This window comes from Mycobacterium sp., from assembly GCF_002863225.1.
GTDB lineage: Bacteria > Actinomycetota > Actinomycetes > Mycobacteriales > Mycobacteriaceae > Mycobacterium.
Window position 1 is genome coordinate 35,287 of the sequence record NZ_PKEK01000073.1, and the last position, 19,863, is coordinate 55,149.

General features: G+C 67.8%; 19 protein-coding genes and 1 pseudogene. 16 read left to right on the top strand and 4 right to left on the bottom strand.

Going from position 1 to position 19,863, the window contains the following annotated elements:
• Positions 1–92 precede the first annotated feature (92 nt).
• From aroC to aroQ, 4 genes are read left to right on the top strand one after another with little or no spacing between them, the layout of a single operon-like run.
• Entirely contained in the window at positions 93–1,298 is a 1,206-nt protein-coding gene (gene aroC / locus CYU59_RS22605) for a chorismate synthase (protein WP_293002910.1), read from the top strand.
• Positions 1,299–1,961 carry a shikimate kinase gene (locus CYU59_RS22610; protein WP_293002912.1) on the top strand — a complete coding sequence of 221 codons (663 nt, stop codon included), beginning with the start codon at positions 1,299–1,301 and terminating at the stop codon, positions 1,959–1,961.
• Positions 1,958–3,037, top strand: coding sequence for a 3-dehydroquinate synthase (gene aroB / locus CYU59_RS22615; protein ID WP_293002914.1), 1,080 nt, complete (start codon positions 1,958–1,960; stop codon positions 3,035–3,037). The genes CYU59_RS22610 and aroB overlap by 4 nt, the downstream gene beginning before the upstream one ends.
• Positions 3,034–3,474 carry a type II 3-dehydroquinate dehydratase gene (aroQ, locus tag CYU59_RS22620; protein WP_293002916.1) on the top strand — a complete coding sequence of 147 codons (441 nt, stop codon included), beginning with the start codon at positions 3,034–3,036 and terminating at the stop codon, positions 3,472–3,474. Before aroB ends, aroQ begins: the two co-directional genes overlap by 4 nt.
• Here the strand turns inward: aroQ and CYU59_RS22625 are convergent.
• Positions 3,471–4,193 (bottom strand): B-4DMT family transporter, encoded by a 723-nt coding sequence (locus tag CYU59_RS22625; protein WP_293002918.1) that lies wholly within the window; start codon positions 4,191–4,193, stop codon positions 3,471–3,473. The two genes, aroQ and CYU59_RS22625, sit on opposite strands and share 4 nt — an antisense overlap.
• Before the next feature lie 33 nt (positions 4,194–4,226).
• Here CYU59_RS22625 and CYU59_RS22630 point away from each other — a divergent pair, with 33 nt between their 5' ends.
• The 7 genes and pseudogenes from CYU59_RS22630 to CYU59_RS22660 all read left to right on the top strand — a co-directional run bounded on the left by CYU59_RS22630 (position 4,227) and on the right by CYU59_RS22660 (position 11,570).
• Positions 4,227–5,327 (top strand): Xaa-Pro peptidase family protein, encoded by a 1,101-nt coding sequence (locus CYU59_RS22630; RefSeq protein WP_293002920.1) that lies wholly within the window; start codon positions 4,227–4,229, stop codon positions 5,325–5,327.
• 14 nt (positions 5,328–5,341) lie between these two features.
• The gene (efp, locus tag CYU59_RS22635; RefSeq protein WP_293002922.1) at positions 5,342–5,905 is read left to right on the top strand and encodes an elongation factor P; all 564 of its coding nucleotides are present in this window, start codon (positions 5,342–5,344) and stop codon (positions 5,903–5,905) included.
• A complete protein-coding gene (nusB, locus tag CYU59_RS22640) occupies positions 5,902–6,444 on the top strand; it encodes a transcription antitermination factor NusB (RefSeq protein ID WP_293002924.1) in 543 nt (180 codons plus the stop codon). Before efp ends, nusB begins: the two co-directional genes overlap by 4 nt.
• The gene (locus tag CYU59_RS22645; protein WP_293002926.1) at positions 6,441–6,803 is read left to right on the top strand and encodes an antitermination protein NusB; all 363 of its coding nucleotides are present in this window, start codon (positions 6,441–6,443) and stop codon (positions 6,801–6,803) included. Before nusB ends, CYU59_RS22645 begins: the two co-directional genes overlap by 4 nt.
• A gap of 94 nt (positions 6,804–6,897) precedes the next feature.
• Positions 6,898–9,621, top strand: a pseudogene (locus CYU59_RS22650) (aminotransferase class I/II-fold pyridoxal phosphate-dependent enzyme); the annotation flags it as partial.
• Between the two features lie 171 nt (positions 9,622–9,792).
• On the top strand, positions 9,793–10,356 hold the full coding sequence (locus CYU59_RS22655) for a TetR/AcrR family transcriptional regulator (RefSeq protein WP_293002928.1): 564 nt from the start codon (positions 9,793–9,795) through the stop codon (positions 10,354–10,356).
• A gap of 47 nt (positions 10,357–10,403) precedes the next feature.
• Positions 10,404–11,570, top strand: coding sequence for an acyl-CoA dehydrogenase family protein (locus CYU59_RS22660; RefSeq protein WP_293002930.1), 1,167 nt, complete (start codon positions 10,404–10,406; stop codon positions 11,568–11,570).
• A 26-nt stretch (positions 11,571–11,596) separates the two neighbouring features.
• Here CYU59_RS22660 and CYU59_RS22665 read toward each other — a convergent pair whose 3' ends face one another.
• The 3 genes from CYU59_RS22665 to CYU59_RS22675 form a co-directional block, all read right to left on the bottom strand.
• A complete protein-coding gene (locus CYU59_RS22665; RefSeq protein ID WP_293002932.1) occupies positions 11,597–12,136 on the bottom strand; it encodes a GNAT family N-acetyltransferase in 540 nt (179 codons plus the stop codon).
• The gene (locus CYU59_RS22670; RefSeq protein WP_293002935.1) at positions 12,136–13,350 is read right to left on the bottom strand and encodes a serine hydrolase domain-containing protein; all 1,215 of its coding nucleotides are present in this window, start codon (positions 13,348–13,350) and stop codon (positions 12,136–12,138) included. The genes CYU59_RS22665 and CYU59_RS22670 overlap by 1 nt, the downstream gene beginning before the upstream one ends.
• Positions 13,351–13,428: 78 nt before the next feature.
• Positions 13,429–15,159: a hypothetical protein gene (locus CYU59_RS22675; RefSeq protein ID WP_293002937.1), complete on the bottom strand. Its 1,731-nt coding sequence runs from the start codon at positions 15,157–15,159 to the stop codon at positions 13,429–13,431.
• Positions 15,160–15,285: 126 nt separating this feature from the next.
• Between CYU59_RS22675 and pyrR the strand changes: the two genes are divergently transcribed.
• The 5 genes from pyrR to carA all read left to right on the top strand — a co-directional run bounded on the left by pyrR (position 15,286) and on the right by carA (position 19,842).
• Positions 15,286–15,861: a bifunctional pyr operon transcriptional regulator/uracil phosphoribosyltransferase PyrR gene (gene pyrR, locus CYU59_RS22680; RefSeq protein ID WP_293002939.1), complete on the top strand. Its 576-nt coding sequence runs from the start codon at positions 15,286–15,288 to the stop codon at positions 15,859–15,861.
• The gene (locus CYU59_RS22685; RefSeq protein ID WP_293002941.1) at positions 15,858–16,832 is read left to right on the top strand and encodes an aspartate carbamoyltransferase catalytic subunit; all 975 of its coding nucleotides are present in this window, start codon (positions 15,858–15,860) and stop codon (positions 16,830–16,832) included. The genes pyrR and CYU59_RS22685 overlap by 4 nt, the downstream gene beginning before the upstream one ends.
• Positions 16,829–18,133 carry a dihydroorotase gene (locus tag CYU59_RS22690; RefSeq protein WP_293002943.1) on the top strand — a complete coding sequence of 435 codons (1,305 nt, stop codon included), beginning with the start codon at positions 16,829–16,831 and terminating at the stop codon, positions 18,131–18,133. Before CYU59_RS22685 ends, CYU59_RS22690 begins: the two co-directional genes overlap by 4 nt.
• 84 nt (positions 18,134–18,217) lie before the next feature.
• Positions 18,218–18,730 (top strand): transporter, encoded by a 513-nt coding sequence (locus CYU59_RS22695; protein WP_293002945.1) that lies wholly within the window; start codon positions 18,218–18,220, stop codon positions 18,728–18,730.
• Positions 18,731–18,735: 5 nt separating this feature from the next.
• Complete coding sequence (carA, locus tag CYU59_RS22700) at positions 18,736–19,842, top strand: glutamine-hydrolyzing carbamoyl-phosphate synthase small subunit (RefSeq protein WP_293003070.1); 1,107 nt, start codon at positions 18,736–18,738, stop codon at positions 19,840–19,842.
• Positions 19,843–19,863 lie beyond the last annotated feature (21 nt).

Below are 19,863 nucleotides of genomic sequence, written 5' to 3' on the forward strand. Positions count from 1 at the left end.
GCGAACGTAGTTACCCTACTCGCAAGTAAGTAAACACTTGTGTCGGTTTCACTTTTTTCGCTGTCGGGGTCCGCCATGGGAAGATGGGACCCGTGTTGCGATGGACTACTGCTGGTGAATCCCACGGCCGGGCCCTGATGGCTCTGGTCGAAGGCATGGTCGCCGGCGTCGCCGTCACCTCGACCGACATCGCCGACGAGCTGGCCCGTCGTCGCCTCGGCTACGGTCGCGGCGCGCGGATGAAGTTCGAGCGAGACCAGGTGACCGTGCTTGGCGGCGTGCGGCACGGGATCACCCTGGGTGGCCCGATCGCCATCGAGGTGGGCAATACCGAGTGGCCGAAATGGGAGACCGTGATGGCCCCGGACCCGGTCGACGCTGCTGAGCTGGAGGTGGCGCGCAATGCGCCGCTGACCCGGCCGCGGCCCGGTCACGCCGACTACGCGGGCATGCTCAAGTACGAGTTCGACGACGCCCGTCCGGTGCTCGAGCGGGCCAGCGCCCGCGAGACAGCGGCCCGGGTCGCGGCCGGCACGGTTGCCCGTCAGTTCCTCCGTCAGGCGCTCGGTGTCGAGGTGCTGTCCCACGTCATCTCGATCGGCGACTCGGAGCCCTACGACGGTCCGCCGCCGCAACCGGGTGATCTGGCGGCGATCGACGACAGTAGCGTGCGTGCCTTCGACAAGGCCGCCGAAGCGTCGATGATCGCCGAGATCGAGGCCGCCAAGAAGGACGGCGACACCCTCGGCGGCGTGGTGGAAGCCGTTGTTGTCGGCCTGCCCGTCGGACTGGGATCGTTCACCAGCGGCGACAACCGGCTCGACAGTCAGCTGGCCGCCGCAGTGATGGGGATCCAGGCGATCAAGGGTGTCGAGATCGGCGACGGCTTCGAAACCGCGCGGCGACGCGGCAGCCGCGCACACGACGAAATGTATCCCGGCCCCGACGGCGTGGTCCGCTCGACCAACCGGGCCGGCGGCCTGGAGGGTGGCATGACCAACGGTCAGCCGCTGCGGGTGCGCGCCGCGATGAAACCGATCTCCACGGTGCCGCGCGCGTTGGCCACCGTCGACATGGCGACCGGTGACGAGGCGGTCGCGATCAACCAGCGCTCGGATGTCTGTGCCGTGCCGGCCGCCGGGGTGGTCGTCGAGTCGATGGTCGCGCTGGTGTTGGCCCGTGCGGCGCTGGAGAAGTTCGGTGGCGACTCGCTGACCGAGACCCGGCGCAACATCGAGGCGTACCGGCGGTCGGTCGCCGCACGCGAGCCGGTGACCGAGATGCGGGCGTCCGGGTAAATGGCGCCCAGGGCCGTGCTGGTGGGACTGCCGGGATCCGGCAAGTCCACCATCGGTCGACGGCTGGCCAAAGCGCTCGGCGTCGGGATGCTCGACACCGACGCGGCGATCGAGGAGCAGACCGGACGCAGCATCGCCGACATCTTCGCGACCGACGGGGAGCAGGAGTTCCGCCGGATCGAGGAAGAGGTGATCCGGGCGGCGCTGACATCCCACGACGGCGTGCTGTCACTCGGCGGTGGCGCTGTCACCACGCCCGGGGTCCGCACCGCACTGGCCGGCCACAATGTCGTATACCTGGAAATCACTGCGGCCGAAGGGGTTCGGCGCACCGGCGGTAACACCGTGCGGCCGCTGCTGGCTGGTCCGGACCGGGCTGAGAAATTTCGCGCGCTGATGACCCAGCGCGTGCCGCTCTATCGGAAGGTCGCCACGATCCGGGTGAACACCAACCGTCGCAACCCCGGCGCCGTCGTCCGCCACATCATGTGCCGGCTCAACGACCCGAAACCTGGCCACGCGGCGCGCAACCGGCGTCGCCCACCGTGGCGTCGCACCACCACGCCAGAGACACCCGGCGTGCCGGAACCTCGTACCGGGCCACCCCCGACACCCGCCACCCCGGCCGCACTGGCCGCCGCCCGTCGGGAGGCAGGCAAATGAGCGATCCGATCACCGTGCAGGTCAACGTCGACCCGCCCTACCCGGTCATCATCGGCACCGGACTGCTGAGCGAACTCGGCGACGTGCTCGCCGGGCGGCACCGCGTCGCGATCCTGCACCAACCGGTGTTGACGCAGACCGCCGAGGCCATCCGGAACCACTTGGCCGACAAGGGTATCGACGCACACCAGATCGAGATTCCGGATGCCGAAGCGGGCAAGGACCTGCCCGTCGTCGGCTACATCTGGGAGGTGTTGGGACGCATCGGGATTGACCGCAAAGACGCGCTGGTGAGCCTGGGCGGCGGCGCGGCCACCGACGTCGCGGGTTTTGCCGCGGCCACCTGGCTGCGCGGGGTGTCGATCGTCCACGTGCCGACCACGCTGCTGGCGATGGTCGACGCGGCCGTCGGCGGCAAGACCGGCATCAACACCGACGCCGGCAAGAACCTAGTCGGCGCGTTCCATCAGCCGACCGCAGTGCTGGTCGACCTTGCGACGCTGCAGACGTTGCCGCACAACGAGATCGCGGCCGGAATGGCCGAGGTCGTCAAAGCCGGCTTCATCGCCGACCCGGTGATACTCGACCTGATCGAGGCCGACCCGAAGGCGGCGCTCGACCCGTCGGGGGAGGTGCTGCCGGAGCTGATCCGGCGCGCCATCGCGGTCAAGGCCGAAGTGGTCGCGGCCGACGAGAAGGAGTCGGCGCTGCGCGAAATTCTGAACTACGGCCACACTTTGGGTCATGCGATCGAGCGGCGGGAGCGCTACCAGTGGCGGCACGGCGCCGCGGTGTCGGTGGGAATGGTGTTCGCCGCCGAATTGGGCCGGCTGGCAGGCCGTCTCGACGATGCGACCGCGCAGCGCCACCGCGACATCTTGACTTCACTCGGGCTGCCGACGAGTTACGACGCCGACGCGCTGCCGCAACTCCTGGAGTCGATGGCCGGCGACAAGAAGACCCGCGCCGGGGTGTTGCGGTTCGTGGTGCTCGACGGGCTGGCCAAGCCGGGCAGGCTCGAGGGGCCGGACCCGGCGCTGCTGGCGGCGGCCTACGCGGAGGTGGGCACGCGATGAGCGGGCCGACTGTCAACATCGTCAACGGGCCCAACCTCGGCCGGCTCGGACGGCGCGAGCCGGAGGTCTACGGCGACACCACCCATGACGATCTCGTCGCGCTGATCGAGCGTGAGGCAACCGAGCTCGGTCTCAAAGCCGTTGTGCGGCAAAGTGACAGCGAGGCCGAGCTGCTGGATTGGATTCACGCCGCCGCGGACGCCGCAGAGCCGGTGATCCTCAATGCCGGCGGTCTGACGCACACTTCCATCGCGCTACGGGACGCCTGTGCCGAGCTGAGTGCTCCTCTCGTCGAGGTGCACATCTCGAATGTCTTCGCCCGCGAGGAGTTTCGCCACCACTCCTACTTGAGCCCGATTGCCAGTGGCGTCATCGTGGGCTTGGGCGTGCAGGGCTACGTGCTGGCCCTGCGTTATCTGGCGAGCCTGAACGACTAGTCGGTCTTCGGCTTTTCGATCTGCTCGGTGACCGGCTCGTGGGCCGGCAGTGTCTCGGTCTTCTCGGTGCGATGGGCCGCGGGAGCCTCGGCCGTCGCGTCGGCCTCGTGGCTGTAGGCGGTGGGGGCGTCGTACTCGCCGCGCTCGGCGGTCGCGACCGCGGTCGACTGCTCCTGTGGCCATTCGGCAACCGCGGTGCCGTCCGAGCCGGCCTGGTCGGACCGGACGGCGGCGAACACGTCGGTGTCGGCGCGATCCTCGTCGCCGCCCGAGCTGCTGCCGCTCTTGGGCTTGTAGTTGCCCGATCGATCGATGCGCCAGCGACCGACGGCCACCCCGCTGATCGCGCCCAGGAAGACCACCAGCGCGGTGAACGCGGCGAATGTGGTGAGCTCGTTGACCAGCCCGCCGACGTAGAGCGCTTTGTAGAACACCGCGATCAACCAGGTCACCGCGCCGCTGAGCAGTCCGGCGACCAGACCGGCCAGCAGCCAGGTCATCGCGAGGTCCTCACGTCGATCCGGGTCGGGGTTGCTCGAGGCGTCCTCACGTCCGTCGATCAGGCCCCAGACGACCACGCCCACCAGGAACAAGGCCATCAACACCAGGCTGATCAGCGTGGCCTGCGTCTGCAACACGCTGATGAGCGTGCCCTGGAACAGCCGAACGACGACCATCGCGCCGCCGAACACCAAGCCACGCAGCATCCAGTTAGTCATGGGGCCACAGCGTAGCGAGTAGCGTTCGCTGACGTGACACATTCCCAGCGGCGAGCCGCACTCGGAGCTCACCTCCAGGCGGCGGATCTGGACGCGATGCTGGTCACGGACCTGATCAATGTGCGATATCTGTCCGGCTTCACCGGGTCGAATGCGGCATTGCTGGTGTTCGCCGACGGCCGCGACGCCGTCTTGGCCACCGATGGGCGTTACCGCACGCAGGCCGCGCAGCAGGCGCCCGACCTGGAAATCGCCATCGAACGGGCCTGTGGGCGCCATCTTGCCGGTCGGGCGTCCGCCGCACAGGCGCGCCGGGTGGGCTTCGAGAGTCATGTCGTGACCGTCGACGGATACGACGCCCTCAGCGCCGCGTCGGAGGGGGCCGAACTGGTTCGCGCCTCGTACGCCGTCGAGGCGCTGCGCGAGATCAAGGACGCCGGTGAGGTGGCGCTGCTACGACTGGCTTGCGAGGCAGCCGATGCGGCGCTGACCGATCTGGTCGACCACGGCGGCTTACGACCTGGCCGCACCGAGCGTGAGGTGGGCCGCGAGCTGGAGGCGCTGATGCTCGAACACGGCGCCGACGGGGTGTCCTTCGAGACGATCGTGGCCAGCGGCGCCAACTCGGCGATCCCGCATCACCGGCCCACCGAAGCGGTGCTGGCGGCCGGCGACTTCGTCAAGATCGATTTCGGCGCGCTGGTCGGCGGCTATCACTCCGACATGACCCGCACGTTCGTGTTGGGCCACGCCGCGGACTGGCAGCGGGAGATATACGAGCTGGTCAGTGCGTCGCAGCGGGCCGGACGGGAAGCGCTGGCAGCCGGGGCGAGGCTGGCCGACGTCGACGATGCGTCGCGTCGCATGATCGCCGAAGCCGGTCACGGCGACCACTTCGGCCACGGCCTGGGTCACGGGGTGGGCCTGCAGATCCATGAAGCGCCCGGGATCAATGCCACCGCCGCCGGTACACTACGTGCGGGCTCCGTGGTGACCGTGGAGCCCGGCGTCTATTTGCCCGACCGTGGCGGGGTCCGCATCGAGGACACGCTTGTCGTGGCAGACCCGGGGCAAGCCCTTGGTAGCGCACCGGAATTGCTCACCCGGTTCCCCAAGGAACTGGCCATCGTGTAGGAGATTCACCGACCGTGCCAAGCACCGCCGATTTCAAAAATGGACTTGTACTGGTGATCGACGGCCAGCTGTGGCAGATCACCGACTTCCAGCACGTCAAACCGGGCAAGGGTCCGGCCTTCGTGCGCACCAAACTGAAAAACGTGCTCTCGGGCAAGGTCGTCGACAAGACCTACAACGCCGGGGTGAAGGTGGAGACCGCGACCGTCGACCGGCGCGACGCCACCTTTCTCTACCGTGACGGCACCGACTTCGTGTTCATGGACAGCCAGGACTACGAGCAGCATCCGTTGCCGGAGTCGCTGGTCGGCGACGCCGCCCGGTTCCTGCTGGAGGGTCTGCCGGTCCAGGTCGCGTTCCACAACAGCGCGCCGCTGTACCTCGAGCTGCCGGTGACCGTCGAACTCGTCGTCACCCACACCGAGCCGGGGCTGCAGGGCGACCGCTCCAGTGCGGGCACCAAGCCGGCAACCGTGGAGACCGGCGCCGAACTGCAGGTGCCGCTGTTCATCAACACCGGCGACAAGTTGAAGGTCGACTCCCGTGACGGCAGCTACCTGGGTCGTGTCAACGCGTGAATTCTGCCCGTCCGGCGCGGCCTGTCAAAGGGCGGCATCAGGCACGTAAGCGCGCTGTCGACTTGTTGTTCGAAGCCGAGGCCCGCGGATGGACCCCGGCTCAGGCCGCCGATGCGCGCGCAGCGCTGGCCGAGTCCAACGACGAGGTGGCACCCCCGCATCCGTACACGGTGACCGTGGCGCACGGTGTCACCGAACACGCCGCCCACGTCGACGATCTGATCTCCTCGCACTTGCAGGGGTGGACGCTGGACAGGCTGCCGGCCGTCGACCGCGCCATCCTGCGGGTTGCGGTGTACGAGCTGCTGCACGCCGACGACGTGCCGGCCCCGGTCGCCGTCGACGAGGCGGTGGAACTGGCCAAAGAGTTGTCCACCGACGACTCACCGGGTTTCGTCAACGGCGTGCTGGGGCAGGTGATGTTGGTGACCCCACAGATCCGGGCCGCGGCTCAAGCCCTTCGGCCGTCGCCGGAGCAGGTCTCCGACGAGCCCGACGACGGAGATGGACACGTGGACGCCGCTGCCGGCGACTCATGACCCGGCTGGAGTTGCGCGTCCTGGTCTCCGGGATCCTGGCGGCGACGGTGGTGCTCGGTGCGGTGCTGTGCGCCGCGTACGGGCAGGCCGCGATCGCGGCGGCGCTGGCGATCTACGCCCTTGGCGTCGGTGCGTGGCTGTATCACTCGATCGAGCGTCTGGTGCTGGCCCGCCGCATCGAGACCGTGCGTGCGGCCGCCACGCCATTCCGGCCGCTGCTGCCGGTGATGGCGGCGATCATGGCACTGAGCCAGGCCGTCGTGCGATCGCTGTCCGATGTGACCGAGGTGGCGCCCGCGCGGCGCTGGATTCCGCTCACCCGCGGTCGTAAATCCGACGAAGACCAATGGGACGCCTGAGCTGCCGCCGAGAGTCTGTTGGGGCAGTTGTGACAATCTGGGTTGAGCTGACAAAACGCCCGCATCGCTGCTGACGGAGGGACACACTGGCGTGATGGACCGAGACGGCAGGCACCCGAGGCGGTTGTGTGTCTCCGCGCTGGCGGCGGTGGCCAACCCGTCGTACTCGCGCATCGACACCTGGAATCTGCTCGACGACGCGTGCCACCAGCTCGCGGTCGTGGACCGGGCCGGGATGGACACCACCCACGAGGTGGCCCGGGTGCGGCGTCTGCTCAACCGGCTCGGTGCCTACGAGCGGTACTGGATCTACCCCGGCCCGGCGAACCTGGCGAACTTCTGCGGCTACCTGGACCAGCTGGCCACGGTCAGCCTGGCCGAGCAGGTGTCGCTGGCGGTGCGGTTGCTCTCCGAATACGGCGATCGCGCAGCGCTTTTCGACACCTCCTCGTCGCTGGCCGACCAAGAGCTGGTGTCGCGGGCCAAGGAGCAGCAGTTCTACACCGTGCTGCTCGCCGACGATGCGCCGGTCAACGCACCCGAAGGGCTGGCCGAGAGCCTGCGTGCCATCCGCGACGTCGCCGACGACGTGCAGTTCGAGTTGCTGGTGGTGTCCAGCGTCGAGGACGCCATCACCGCGGTCGCGCTGAACGGCGAGATCCAGGCCGCGATCATCCGGCACGACATCCCGCTGCGCTCCCAGGACCGGGTGCCGCTGATGACCACGCTGCTGGGCCCGAACGACGAGGTGGTGGCCACCGACCGCACCCACGACTGGATCGAGTGCGGCGAGTGGATCCGCGAGCTGCGGCCGCACATCGACCTCTACCTGCTGACCGACGAGTCGATCGCCGCGGAGACCGAGGACGTCGCGGGAGTTTACGACCGCACCTTCTATCGGCTCAACGACGTCACCGACCTGCACAGCACTGTGCTGGCCGGCATCAGAAATCGTTACGCCACACCGTTTTTTGACGCCCTGCGGGCCTACGCCGCGCGCCCGGCCGGCCAGTTCCACGCGTTGCCGGTCGCCCGCGGCGCCAGCATCTTCAACTCCAAGACCCTGCAGGACATGGGGGAGTTCTACGGCCGCAACATCTTCATGGCCGAGACGTCCACCACCTCGGGCGGCCTGGACTCGCTGCTCGATCCGCACGGCAACATCAAGAAGGCGATGGACAAGGCCGCGCACACCTGGAACTCCGACCACACCTACTTCGTCACCAACGGAACGTCGACCGCCAACAAGATCGTCGTGCAGTCGCTGACCCGTCCGGGCGACATCGTGCTGATCGACCGCAACTGCCACAAGTCGCACCACTACGGCCTGGTGCTGGCCGGGGCATACCCTCGTTACCTCGACGCCTACGAACTGCAGCCGTACGCGATCTACGGCGCGGTCTCGCTGGCAACCATCAAGAAGGCGTTGCTCGATCTGGAGGCGGCCGGCCAGCTGAGCAAGGTGCGCATGCTGCTGCTCACCAACTGCACCTTCGACGGCGTCGTCTACAACCCGCGGCGAGTGATGGAAGAGGTGCTCGCGATCAAGCCGGACATCTGCTTCCTGTGGGACGAGGCCTGGTACGCGTTCGCCACCGCGGTGCCGTGGGCACGCCAGCGCACCGCGATGGTCGCCGCCGAACGCCTCGAATCGATGCTGGCGTCGCCGGTCTACGCCCAGGAATACCTGCAGTGGAAAGAATCCATGCAGGGCATTCCGCGTAGCGAGTGGGGTGAGCACCGGCTGTTGCCCGATCCGAGTAAGGCCCGGGTTCGGGTGTACGCCACGCACTCCACCCACAAGTCGCTGTCGGCGCTGCGGCAGGCCTCGATGATCCATATCCGCGACCAGGACTTCAACTCGCAGTCCCGGGACGCTTTCGGTGAGGCGTTCTTGACCCACACCTCGACCTCGCCCAACCAGCAACTGCTGGCCTCGCTGGACCTGGCCCGCCGGCAGGTCGACATCGAGGGCTTCCAGATGGTGCGCTACGTCTACGACATGGCGCTGGTGTTCCGGCACCGGGTCCGCAAGGACCGGTTGATCAGCAAGTGGTTCCGCATCCTCGACGAATCCGACTTGGTGCCAAACGAATTCCGGTTGTCGGCGGTCAGTTCGTATCGGCAGGTGCGCCAGGGCGCCCTGGCGGACTGGAACGAGGCGTGGCGCTCCGACCAATTCGTGCTCGATCCGACGCGGGTCACACTGTACCTGGGTCAGACCGGTATGAACGGATACGACTTCCGCGAGAAGGTCCTGATGGAGCGGTTCGGGATCCAGATCAACAAGACATCGATCAACAGTGTGCTGCTGATCTTCACCATCGGCGTTACGTGGTCGAGCGTGCATTACCTGCTCGATGTGTTGCGCCGGGTCGCCACCGACTTCGACCACACCGAAGCCGCGGCCAGCCGTGACGACCGCGCCCTGCATCAGCGTCGCGTCGAGGAGATCACCGAGGACCTTCCGGCGTTGCCGGACTTCAGCGAATTCGACAGCGCGTTCAAGCCCGACGACGCCAGTTCGTTCGGTGACATGCGCTCGGCGTTCTACGCCGGCTACGAGGACGCCGACCGCGAGCACGTGATGATCGGGGAGGCAGGCCGCCGGCTGGCCGATGGAAAGTCGCTGGTGTCAACCGGATTCGTGGTTCCGTATACGCCGGGATTTCCGGTGCTGGTGCCCGGCCAGGTGGTGTCCAAGCAGATCCTGTACTTCCTCGCCCAGCTCGACATCAAAGAGATCCACGGCTACAACCCCGATCTGGGCTTGTCGGTGTTCACCGAGGACGCGCTGAAGCGGATCAACGCGGCACGCGGTTCGGACACCGTGATCGGCTAGCTGGGCTGCATCGAACGTGAAACCGTTGCGAAACTCAGACGGATTCCTCGCAACAGTTTCACGCTGGGCGCCGCCGCGGCGCGCCGGAGCGATGACCGTCGGGTCGTATCGAGCCGCTACGTCGTCGCCGGTCTAGCATTACCGCCCATGGGGTCTTCGGCTAGCGCGACGAACGCCCGCCTGTCGGTGGATGACTGGGTGCAAGAGGGCTTCCGGGTGCTGGCCGAGGACGGCGTCAAATCCCTGACACTGGGCCATCTGTGCAGCCGACTCGGCGTCACCAAGGGCAGCTTCTACTGGCATTTCACCGACATGACCGCTTATCGCACAGCACTGTTCGACACCTGGGCGGTCGTCCGCGACGAGGATCGGTCTTTCGACGAATTGGCGAGTCTGCCTCCGCGCGAGCGGCTGTCGAGAATGATGACCGCGCTCGTGAGCCCACGGCACTGGGTGTTGGAGCGCGCCATGCGGGAATGGGCGCGATCGGAGCCTCCGGCTGCCGCCGCGGTGCGGGCATCCGACCTCAGCGTGGTCGCCGCCGTTCGGGAGGCTTTTCAGGACGCCGGCTTCGACCATGAGGAGTCCGAGATGCGCGCCACCGCGACGTTCGCCGCGGGCATCGGTTTTCTGCACCTTTCGGGTGCGCGACCCAGTCCGATGGCCGCCGGACGCCGCGAGCAATTTTTGGACGTCATGTTGCGGCGGTGAAATCGGCCCGAGTCTCCATACCAAAAGGTATGGTAATGTTTCGGGCCATGACGTCGTCGCAGTTGCCGCGCCCAGCGGTCGGCGCCGATTTCGTCGAGCGGCTCGCCGAGCGGGCAGCGGATGCGGAGAAGCTACGCCGGCTGCCGGAAGCCACCGTCGACGACTACCGCGAGTCCGGTCTGGCCCGGTTGCTGCTGCCGAAGCGGTACGGCGGTGTCCAGGCGGAGTTCCCGGAGATTCTGCAGACGGTGCGTCTGATGGCGCACGGATGCACGTCCAGCGCCTGGACGCTCGGCTTCTACACACTGCACAACTGGATGCTGGCGCTGTTCGGTGAGCAGGCCCAGGACGAAGTGTTCGCCGACGGCCCGGTGCTGTGCCCGGCGCCGCTGGCGCCGACCGGTCGCGCCACCCCGGACGGCGCGGGCGTCCGGCTGACCGGGCGCTGGTCATGGGCGACCGGGATCATGAACGCCGACTGGGTGCTGGTCGGCGCGATTTGCGGGCCCGACGACGCGCCTTACCCGGCGCTGGTGCTGCTACCGGTCGACGAGACTCGCGTCGAAGACGTGTGGCACACCGCGGGGATGCGCGCCACCGGGTCCAACGACGTCATCGTCGACAACGTCTGGGTGCCCGAACATCGGTTGGTTGCGGTCACCGATATCTACGGCGGAACGGCGCCCGGAGCCGAATTGCACAGCGCGGCGGTGTACCGCTGGCCGATGGTGCCCGCGCTGGCGCTCGTTGCGGCGATGCCGGCGCTGGGATCCGCGGAGCTGGTGGCCGACCTCTTCGCTCGACGGCTCAGCGAGCGGGTCATCGCGTATTCCGGTGCGGCGCAGAAGGATCAGCCCGCCGCACAAGTTCGACTCGGTGATGCCCGGGTCCGGCTTCGGGCGATGCGGGCGCTGACCGACGCGGCCGCACAAGACATCCAGGCCCGAGTCGTCAGCGGGGACCACATCAGCCGCAAAGTGCGGGCCGGTGTGCGTGCGGCCGCGGCGCATGTGGTGCACGAATCGCGTTCTGTGATCGCCGATCTGCTCGAGGCCTCCGGTGCCAGCGCGCAATTCCTGGACCACCCGCTGCAGCGCGCCAAGCGTGATGTCGACGTGATCTCCGGGCACGTGGTCTTCGACTATGACGGCAGTCGCGAACTGGCCGGCGCGCTGGAGATCGGGGCCAGCGTCTCGCCGTTCGCGATGGTCTAGGCGTCGACCTCGGCCCCAGAGTTGTTCTACCGCAACGCCTTACCGAACAGCAGGCTGTCGAGCGGCTCGGTGCCCAGGTTGGGGTAGATCGCGTGCCGGGCCAACCGGCCTTCCCGGATGAATCCGGCGCGTTCCAGCAGTCGCACCGAACGCTCGTTGTCGACATGACACGATGCCCACACCCGGTAGACGTCGGTGTCGGCCTGCAGAGTGTCCATCAGCATGCCGAGCCCCTCGGACATCAAACCTTTGCCCCACCAACGCCGCCCGACGCAGTAGCCGATCTCGGCGGTGTAGGCCAGCGGTCGTCCGCAACTGATCATCCCGACGATCTCGCCGCTGTGCTGCAACGCCATCACCCAGGTTCGCAGGTGCGGGTCGACGTTCATCCGCTCGGAGATCACGCGCTGTGTCACCGCCACGTCCGGATGCGGTGTCCACAGCAGATACTTGGTCACCTGGGCGTCGCGCGCGACGCGCTGGAACAGCGGCCCGGCGTCGTCGGCTACCGGCGGGCGCAACACCAGGCGGGGCCCGTCGATGCGTTCGGGTGTGAACTCGGCCATCACAATCCCAGTGCCCGGTAGGTGCGGTGGACGAACTTCGGTTGCACCGCTTGCAGTTTCGTCTGCGACGTGTTGCCACCGACGGCGGCGGCGGCATCCGCGTTGTCGGCCAACAACGCGGGCATGTTCTGGATCAGGTAGAGCAGAATGAGGTAAGCGCTCGGGTCGGCCTGCCACCAGGTTCCGTATGCGCCGGGCCAGCCGAATGTGCCCAGGCCGCCGGGCCCGAACAGCGGCGTCGATTTGAGCGGATCGGTGACCACCGACAGGTTGAGGCCGAACCCGCGCCCGATCCAGAACGGCGCGCCGAGAAATGGGTGCCGCTTCTGCTCGGCGGTGAGTCGATCGGTGCGCATCAGCCGCACCGACTCCGGTGAGAGCACCTGCACCCCGTCGACAGCGCCGTCACGCATCAGCATTTCGACGAACCGCAGGTAGTCGTCCGCGGTGGAGAAGAGTCCGCCACCGGCATTGCTGAACGCCGGCGGCGTGAGGTGTGGTTGACCCATGACATCGTGCTGGAGGCGATCGTTGCCGTCCAGCCGGTACATGGTCGCGGTGCGGCGGCGGCCCTCCGGTGTCACGTGGAAGCCGGTGTCGATCATGCCCAGCGGCTTCAGGATTCGTTCGTCGAGCACCTCGTGGAACGGCTTGCCCTCGACCCGTGACACCAACACGCCCACCACATCGCTGGAGTGACCGTAGGTCAGTCGCGCACCCGGTTGATGCACTAGCGGGAGTTCGGCCAACGCGGCCAGCCACGCGTCCGGTCCTTGCCCGAAGGGCAGTCGCATGTACGCCCGCGAAATCGGCCCGCCCACCGAAAATCCGTATCCGAGGCCGCTGGTGTGGGTCAGCAGATCCTCGACCAGAATCGACCGGTCGACCGGACGGGTGTTGTCCAACGGCCCGTTCGGGTCGTCGAGCACCCGCACGTCGGCGAACTCCGGCAGCCACCGCACGACCGGGTCGCGCAGCGCCAGCTTGCCCTCGTCGACCAAACTCATTGCGGCGGCGGCGGTGACCGGCTTCGTCATCGAGGCGATACGAAACACCGTGTCGCGCTGCATGGGCAGTTGGGCGTCGACATCGCGGAAGCCGATTTCATTGACCTGCAGCACTTCTCCGCGCTGCCACACCACCGTCACCGCACCCGCGAGCAGGCCCGCGTCGCAGGCGTCACGAATGGAGGTCTGGTTGCCCTCGAGGTTCACCCGATTCAGGCTAATCGGCCACCGGGCCGACGGGAGCGCGGGGAGCCCGGCGTTCCGGTCACCGGGTCGAGTCGCTGGTCACCGGACCGTGACGTCACGCCAGAACGCGACGCCCTCGACGATGGTGGGCGGCTGGCCGAACAGGTCGGTGAAGAATGCGACCAGCTGCTGCCAGTGCCGCGTCGGGCCGACGATCACATGGCGCACGCCGGCAGCGGCGAGGTCGGCGGCGACCTGCGCGCGAATGTCGTTGCGCGCGACCAGCCAGGCGCCACGCTGCTGGATCACGTACATGGTGTAGGTCAGTTGGGTTTGGGCCGGACCGGAATACGTTCCGCCGTCCGGCTGCGGCACGTAGGCGTAGGCCTCGGGCATCCGCAGCCCGTAGTCGGCCACCGCGGCCCAGACCATCGGTGCTGCCTCGTTGCCATTCACGAAATACGGTGCAACGAGGACGGTTTCGTCGGAGCCGATGTGCTGGTCGGACCAGTTGCGGAAGAACGCCGGCGTCGTGAACTCTGCCCTGGCCAGTGGAGCCGGGAGTAGGAGGGTCAGGGACAAGCCCACCGCCACCCGCCATTGTGTCGCCCGCCGCGGGGCGAGGCGGCCGGCACGGGCGATGACCGTCGCGACCAGGATGGCCACCGCCAGCCAGACGAACAGCGTCAGCCGGCCCGGCAGTGCGTGCTGGAGGAGTGGCAGCTTCCCTACAGCCAGCCACGGCAACGGAACGCGCAGAGCGGCACTGCCGATGTGCAGCCACGGCCCGAGCGACAGCACCAAGATCAACGCACCGGTGACAGCGGCAATGCGGATCCGCTCGTCGGCCCAATATCGCACGGCGGCAACGACAATCAGCATCAGCAGCGGAACACCCAGGTATGCCGTCGCCTCGTGGGAAAGTCCGCTGAACTCACCGGAGATCCGCGTCGCCCAGGGCGGCGCGATCAGTTGGTGCGGCGTCGGCAGGATGGCATTAGCCAGGTTGGTGGAGAAAGTCGCGGAATTCTGCACCGGCCGGCTGATGCGTTGCGGCCCGAAGAACTGGGCTGCCAACGGCCAGCAGGCGAGCGCCAGAAATGTCACCGACGACGCGGCGAGGCCGGGAACGAGTCGGGCGAGATGCCCGTCCCGGCGGACCGCCCCCATCACCGCGACCAGCACCGCACCCGCCACCACGCTGAGGGCCAGAATCTCCTCGCTGATCAGCAGTTGCACCGCGCACAGCACTCCGAGCGCAATTCCCGACTGCCACGCCGGGCGCCGGCGGGTGACCACGAGCTCGTCGAGGACAAGCAACAGCAGCGGCGGAACCCAGACGGTGGCCAGGTTCAGATGCAGGGCCGCATGGGAGGCGACGTAGGGGGAGAAGGCGTACACCGCTCCGCCGACGAAGGGGGCCAGCCCGTCCCCGGTCCACCGCCGGATCGCCAGCCACGCGGTGAAGCCACTCGAGGCGATGCCCAGCACCATCAAGACGTTGAAGCCGAAAACCGGGCCGCCGATTTTCGCCGGTAGCCAGCCGATCATCCCCAGCAGTGGCATCGACGGGTTCCACATCAGGTTCACGCCGGCCGGCGCCGCGATCTGGGTGGTGAAAAACGGGTCGAGACCGTGCGCCAGCGCGTGCGGGGTCCAGCCGAGGTACCAGATCGCCTGTTCTTGGTCGCAACATCCGCCGGCCCACCCGGACCTCGGGCCACGCCAGGCGCCGAGCGTGACGACGAGCGCCCCGACGAGGTAGAGCAGCGCCACCATGAGTCCGCCGCGGCGGCCACGGGTCCACTGCCGAAGACTGCGTTCGGGCACCCCGAGCTCCTTCGGTGGGAACGCCTGTCTTTTTCGCCAGGGTGAGCCGCGAATGCTACGCTGCCCGGCAGTCGACATCCTTTAACGATCCGTCCAGAGAGGCGGAGAAGGAGGTCAAGATCTCGCATGGGTGCCGCGGGTGACGCCGCCACCGGCCGCGAATTGATGTCGGCGGCCGATGTGGCTCGCACTATTTCGCGTATCGCGCATCAGATCATCGAAAAGACCGCCCTCGACGGCGCCGACGCGCCTCGGGTGGTCTTGCTGGGAATCCCTACCCGCGGTGTGACTCTGGCCGACCGGCTCGCGGCGAACATCGCCGAATTCTCCGGGGCTGAGATCCCGCACGGCGCGCTCGACATCACTCTCTACCGCGACGACCTGATGACCAAGCCGCCGCGGCCGCTGGAGAACACCTCGATTCCGACCGGCGGTATCGACGACGCGCTGGTGATCCTCGTCGACGACGTGCTGTACTCCGGCCGCTCGGTCCGCTCGGCGCTGGACGCGTTGCGCGATGTCGGCCGGCCGCGGGCGGTGCAGCTGGCCGTGCTGGTCGACCGCGGCCACCGCGAATTGCCGCTGCGCGCCGACTATGTCGGCAAGAACGTGCCGACCTCGCGGACCGAGAACGTGCACGTCCAGCTGGCCGAGCAGGACGGTCGCGACGCGGTCGTCATCTCCCGGGAGGACGCGCCATGACCCGGCACCTGCTGGCCGCCGGTGATCTGTCCCGCGACGAGGCCACCGCGATCCTCGACGACGCCGACCGCTTCGCGCAGGCGCTGGTCGGCCGTGAGGTGCGCAAGCTGCCGACACTGCGCGGTCGCACGGTGATCACGATGTTCTACGAAAACTCCACCCGCACCCGGGTGTCCTTCGAAGTCGCCGGCAAGTGGATGAGCGCCGATGTGATCAACGTCAGCGCCGCCGGATCGTCGGTCGGCAAGGGCGAATCCCTGCGCGATACCGCGCTGACCCTGCGCGCCGCCGGCGCCGACGCGCTGATCATTCGGCACCCGGCTTCCGGTGCGGCACACCAGCTTGCGCACTGGACGGCCGGCGCGGACGACAGCGGACCCGCGGTGATCAACGCCGGTGACGGAACACACGAGCACCCCACCCAGGCGTTGCTCGACGCCCTGACCGTCCGGCAGCGACTCGGCGGCATCGAGGGCCGTCGCATCGTGATCGTCGGCGACATCCTGCACAGTCGGGTGGCCCGCTCCAACGTCATGCTGCTGCACACCCTGGGGGCCGAGGTCGTACTCGTCGCGCCGCCGACGCTGTTGCCGGTCGGCGTCACCGACTGGCCGGTGACGGTGTCACACGACCTGGATGCGGAACTGCCGGCCGCCGACGCGGTGCTGATGCTGCGGGTCCAGGCCGAGCGGATGAACGGCGGCTTCTTTCCTTCCACGCGCGAGTACTCGGTGCGCTACGGGCTGTCCGACCGGCGGCAGTCGATGCTTCCCGGTCACGCGATCGTGCTGCACCCCGGGCCGATGCTGCGCGGCATGGAAATCTCGTCGTCGGTGGCAGACTCGTCGCAATCGGCTGTGCTGCAACAGGTCTCCAACGGAGTCCACGTTCGGATGGCAGTGTTGTTCCATCTGCTGGTCGGCACCGATTCGGCCGCCGCGGGGCTCTCCGGCAAAGGGGTGATGGCATGAGCGTCGTGCTGCGTGGCGTGCGGCTCTACGGCGAGGGAGACCCGGTCGACGTGCTGGTAGCCGACGGCCAGATCGCGGAGATCGGCTCGGGGCTGGCGAAGTCCGGAGGATTTCCAGAAGACACAGACGTCATCGATGCCACCGGCCAGGTGCTACTGCCCGGCTTCGTGGATTTGCACACCCATCTGCGTGAGCCCGGCCGCGAATATGCCGAGAACATCGAAACAGGTTCGGCCGCAGCCGCTCTCGGTGGCTTCACTGCCGTGTTCGCGATGGCGAACACCAACCCGGTCGCCGACAGCCCGGTGGTCACCGATCACGTGTGGCATCGCGGGCAGCAGGTCGGCCTGGTCGACGTCCATCCGGTGGGCGCCGTCACCGTCGGGCTGGCCGGAAAAGAGCTCACCGAGATGGGCATGATGGCCGCCGGAGCGGCCCAGGTTCGGATGTTCTCCGACGACGGCAAATGCGTCGATGACCCGTTGATCATGCGCCGCGCACTGGAATACGCCACCGGCCTTGGTGTGCTGATCGCTCAGCACGCCGAGGAGCCACGACTGACCGTCGGCGCGGTGGCGCACGAGGGTCCCACCGCGGCGAAGTTGGGACTGTCCGGTTGGCCCAGGGCCGCCGAAGAGTCGATCGTGGCCCGCGACGCCTTGCTGGCCCGCGATGCCGGCGCCCGCGTGCACATTTGTCACGCCTCCACCGCCGGCACCGTCGAGATCGTCAAATGGGCTAAGGCGCAAGGTATCTCAATCACGGCCGAAGTGACGCCGCATCACCTGCTGCTCGACGACAGCCGACTGGCCAGCTACGACGGCGTGAATCGGGTCAACCCGCCGTTGCGTGAGGCCGCCGACGCGGTCGCGTTGCGGCAGGCGCTGGCCGACGGTGTGATCGACTGCGTGGCCACCGATCATGCCCCGCACGCCGAGCACGAGAAGTGCGTCGAGTTCGCCGCCGCTCTGCCGGGGATGCTCGGCCTGCAGACCGCGCTGTCGGCGGTGGTGCAGGCGATGGTGGTCCCCGGCCTGCTCACCTGGCGCGGTGTCGCGACGGTGATGAGCGAAAACCCGGCTCGCATAGCAGGTTTGCCCGACCAGGGCCGGCCGCTGGAGATCGGGGAGCCGGCCAACCTGACCGTCGTCGACCCGGACGCCACCTGGACCGTCACCGGTGCCGAATTCGCCAGCCGGTCGGCCAACACTCCCTACGAGACGATGACACTGCCGGCCACCGTGACCGCAACCCTGCTGCGCGGGAAGATCACCGCGCGCGACGGAAAGAGCCCGGCATGAACCGCGCCGGCGGTCCCGGTGAGGAGCGGCGCTCATGAATCGCGCCGGCGACAATGCGGGTGGTCCCGGTGAGGAGCGGCGCCCATGAACCAGGGGACCTGGGTCGCATCGCTGATCATGGCCGGGGTGGTCGTGCTGGTGATCGCGTTCATCATCCAGCTGATGTTGCGCGGCTGGCGTAAGCGTGCGGAGCGCCAGACCGAGTTGATCGGGACCCTGCCGGAGATCCCGGGTCAGGTCGGACCGGCGGCGATCACCACTCCCGGTGTTTACGTCGGTTGCACGATGGCGCCGGCCTGGAGCCAACGGATCACCGTCGGTGACCTCGGCTACCGCAGCAAGGCCGTGCTGACCCGCCACCCCGAAGGAATTCTGGTGGAGCGCACCCGCGCACAACCGATCTGGATCCCGACCGAGTCGATCTCCGGAATCCGGACTGAGCATGTGATCGCCGGGAAGGTCGCCGCCCGCGACGGAATCCTGGCGATCCGGTGGCGACTGCCGTCAGGCGTCAAGATCGACACTGGATTTCGCGCCGACAACCGCGACGAATACAAGGGGTGGCTGCAGAGTTGGCCGGAAGGAGTCGCGCCGTGAAGGCGATGCTGGTTCTTGATGACGGTCGGACTTTCACCGGAACGGCGTTCGGTGCAGTTGGCCAAACACTTGGCGAGGCAGTCTTTTCCACTGCCATGTCCGGATATCAGGAGACGCTGACCGACCCCAGCTACCACCGACAGATCGTGGTGGCGACCGCACCGCAGATCGGCAACACCGGTTGGAACAGCGAGGACGCCGAAAGCCGCGGCGACAAGATCTGGGTCGCCGGTTACGCGGTCCGCGACCCGTCTCCGCGGGTGTCGAACTGGCGCGCCACCGGAACTCTGGAAGACGAACTGACCCGCCAGAACATCGTCGGGATCGCCGGCATCGACACCCGCGCGGTGGTCCGGCACCTGCGCAGCCGTGGATCGATGAAGGCGGGTGTGTTCTCCGGTGAAGCGCTGGCCTCGCCAGAGGAGTTGACCGAGCGGGTCCGCGGGCAGCAGCCGATGCTGGGTGCCGACCTGGCCGGTCAGGTCAGCACCCCCGATGCCTACTTCGTGGAATCCGAAGGGCCGCAGCGGTTCACCGTCGCGGCAATCGATCTCGGCATCAAGACCAACACACCGCGCAACTTCGCCCGCCGCGGCGTACGAACCCGCGTGTTGCCCTCGTCGGCGACCTTCGACCAGATCGCCGAACTCAAGCCCGACGGTGTCTTCCTGTCCAACGGCCCGGGTGACCCCGCGACCGCCGACCACATCGTCGCGGTGACGCGCGAAGTGCTCGGTGCCGGAATCCCGTTGTTCGGGATCTGTTTCGGCAACCAGATCCTGGGCCGCGCACTCGGCCTGTCGACCTACAAGATGACCTTCGGTCACCGGGGCATCAACATCCCGGTGCTGGACCATGCGACCGGACGGGTCGCGGTCACCGCCCAGAACCACGGGTTCGCGCTGGAAGGGGAGGCGGGCCAGCGCTTCGACACCCCGTTCGGTGCCGCGGTGGTCAGCCATACCTGCGCCAACGACGGGGTTGTCGAAGGTGTCAAACTGGTTGACGGTCGGGCCTTTTCGGTGCAGTACCACCCGGAGGCCGCGGCCGGTCCGCACGATGCGGAGTACTTGTTCGACCAATTCGTCGATTTGATGGGCGGTCACCAATGAGCGCCACCCCGGCGAGGGTGC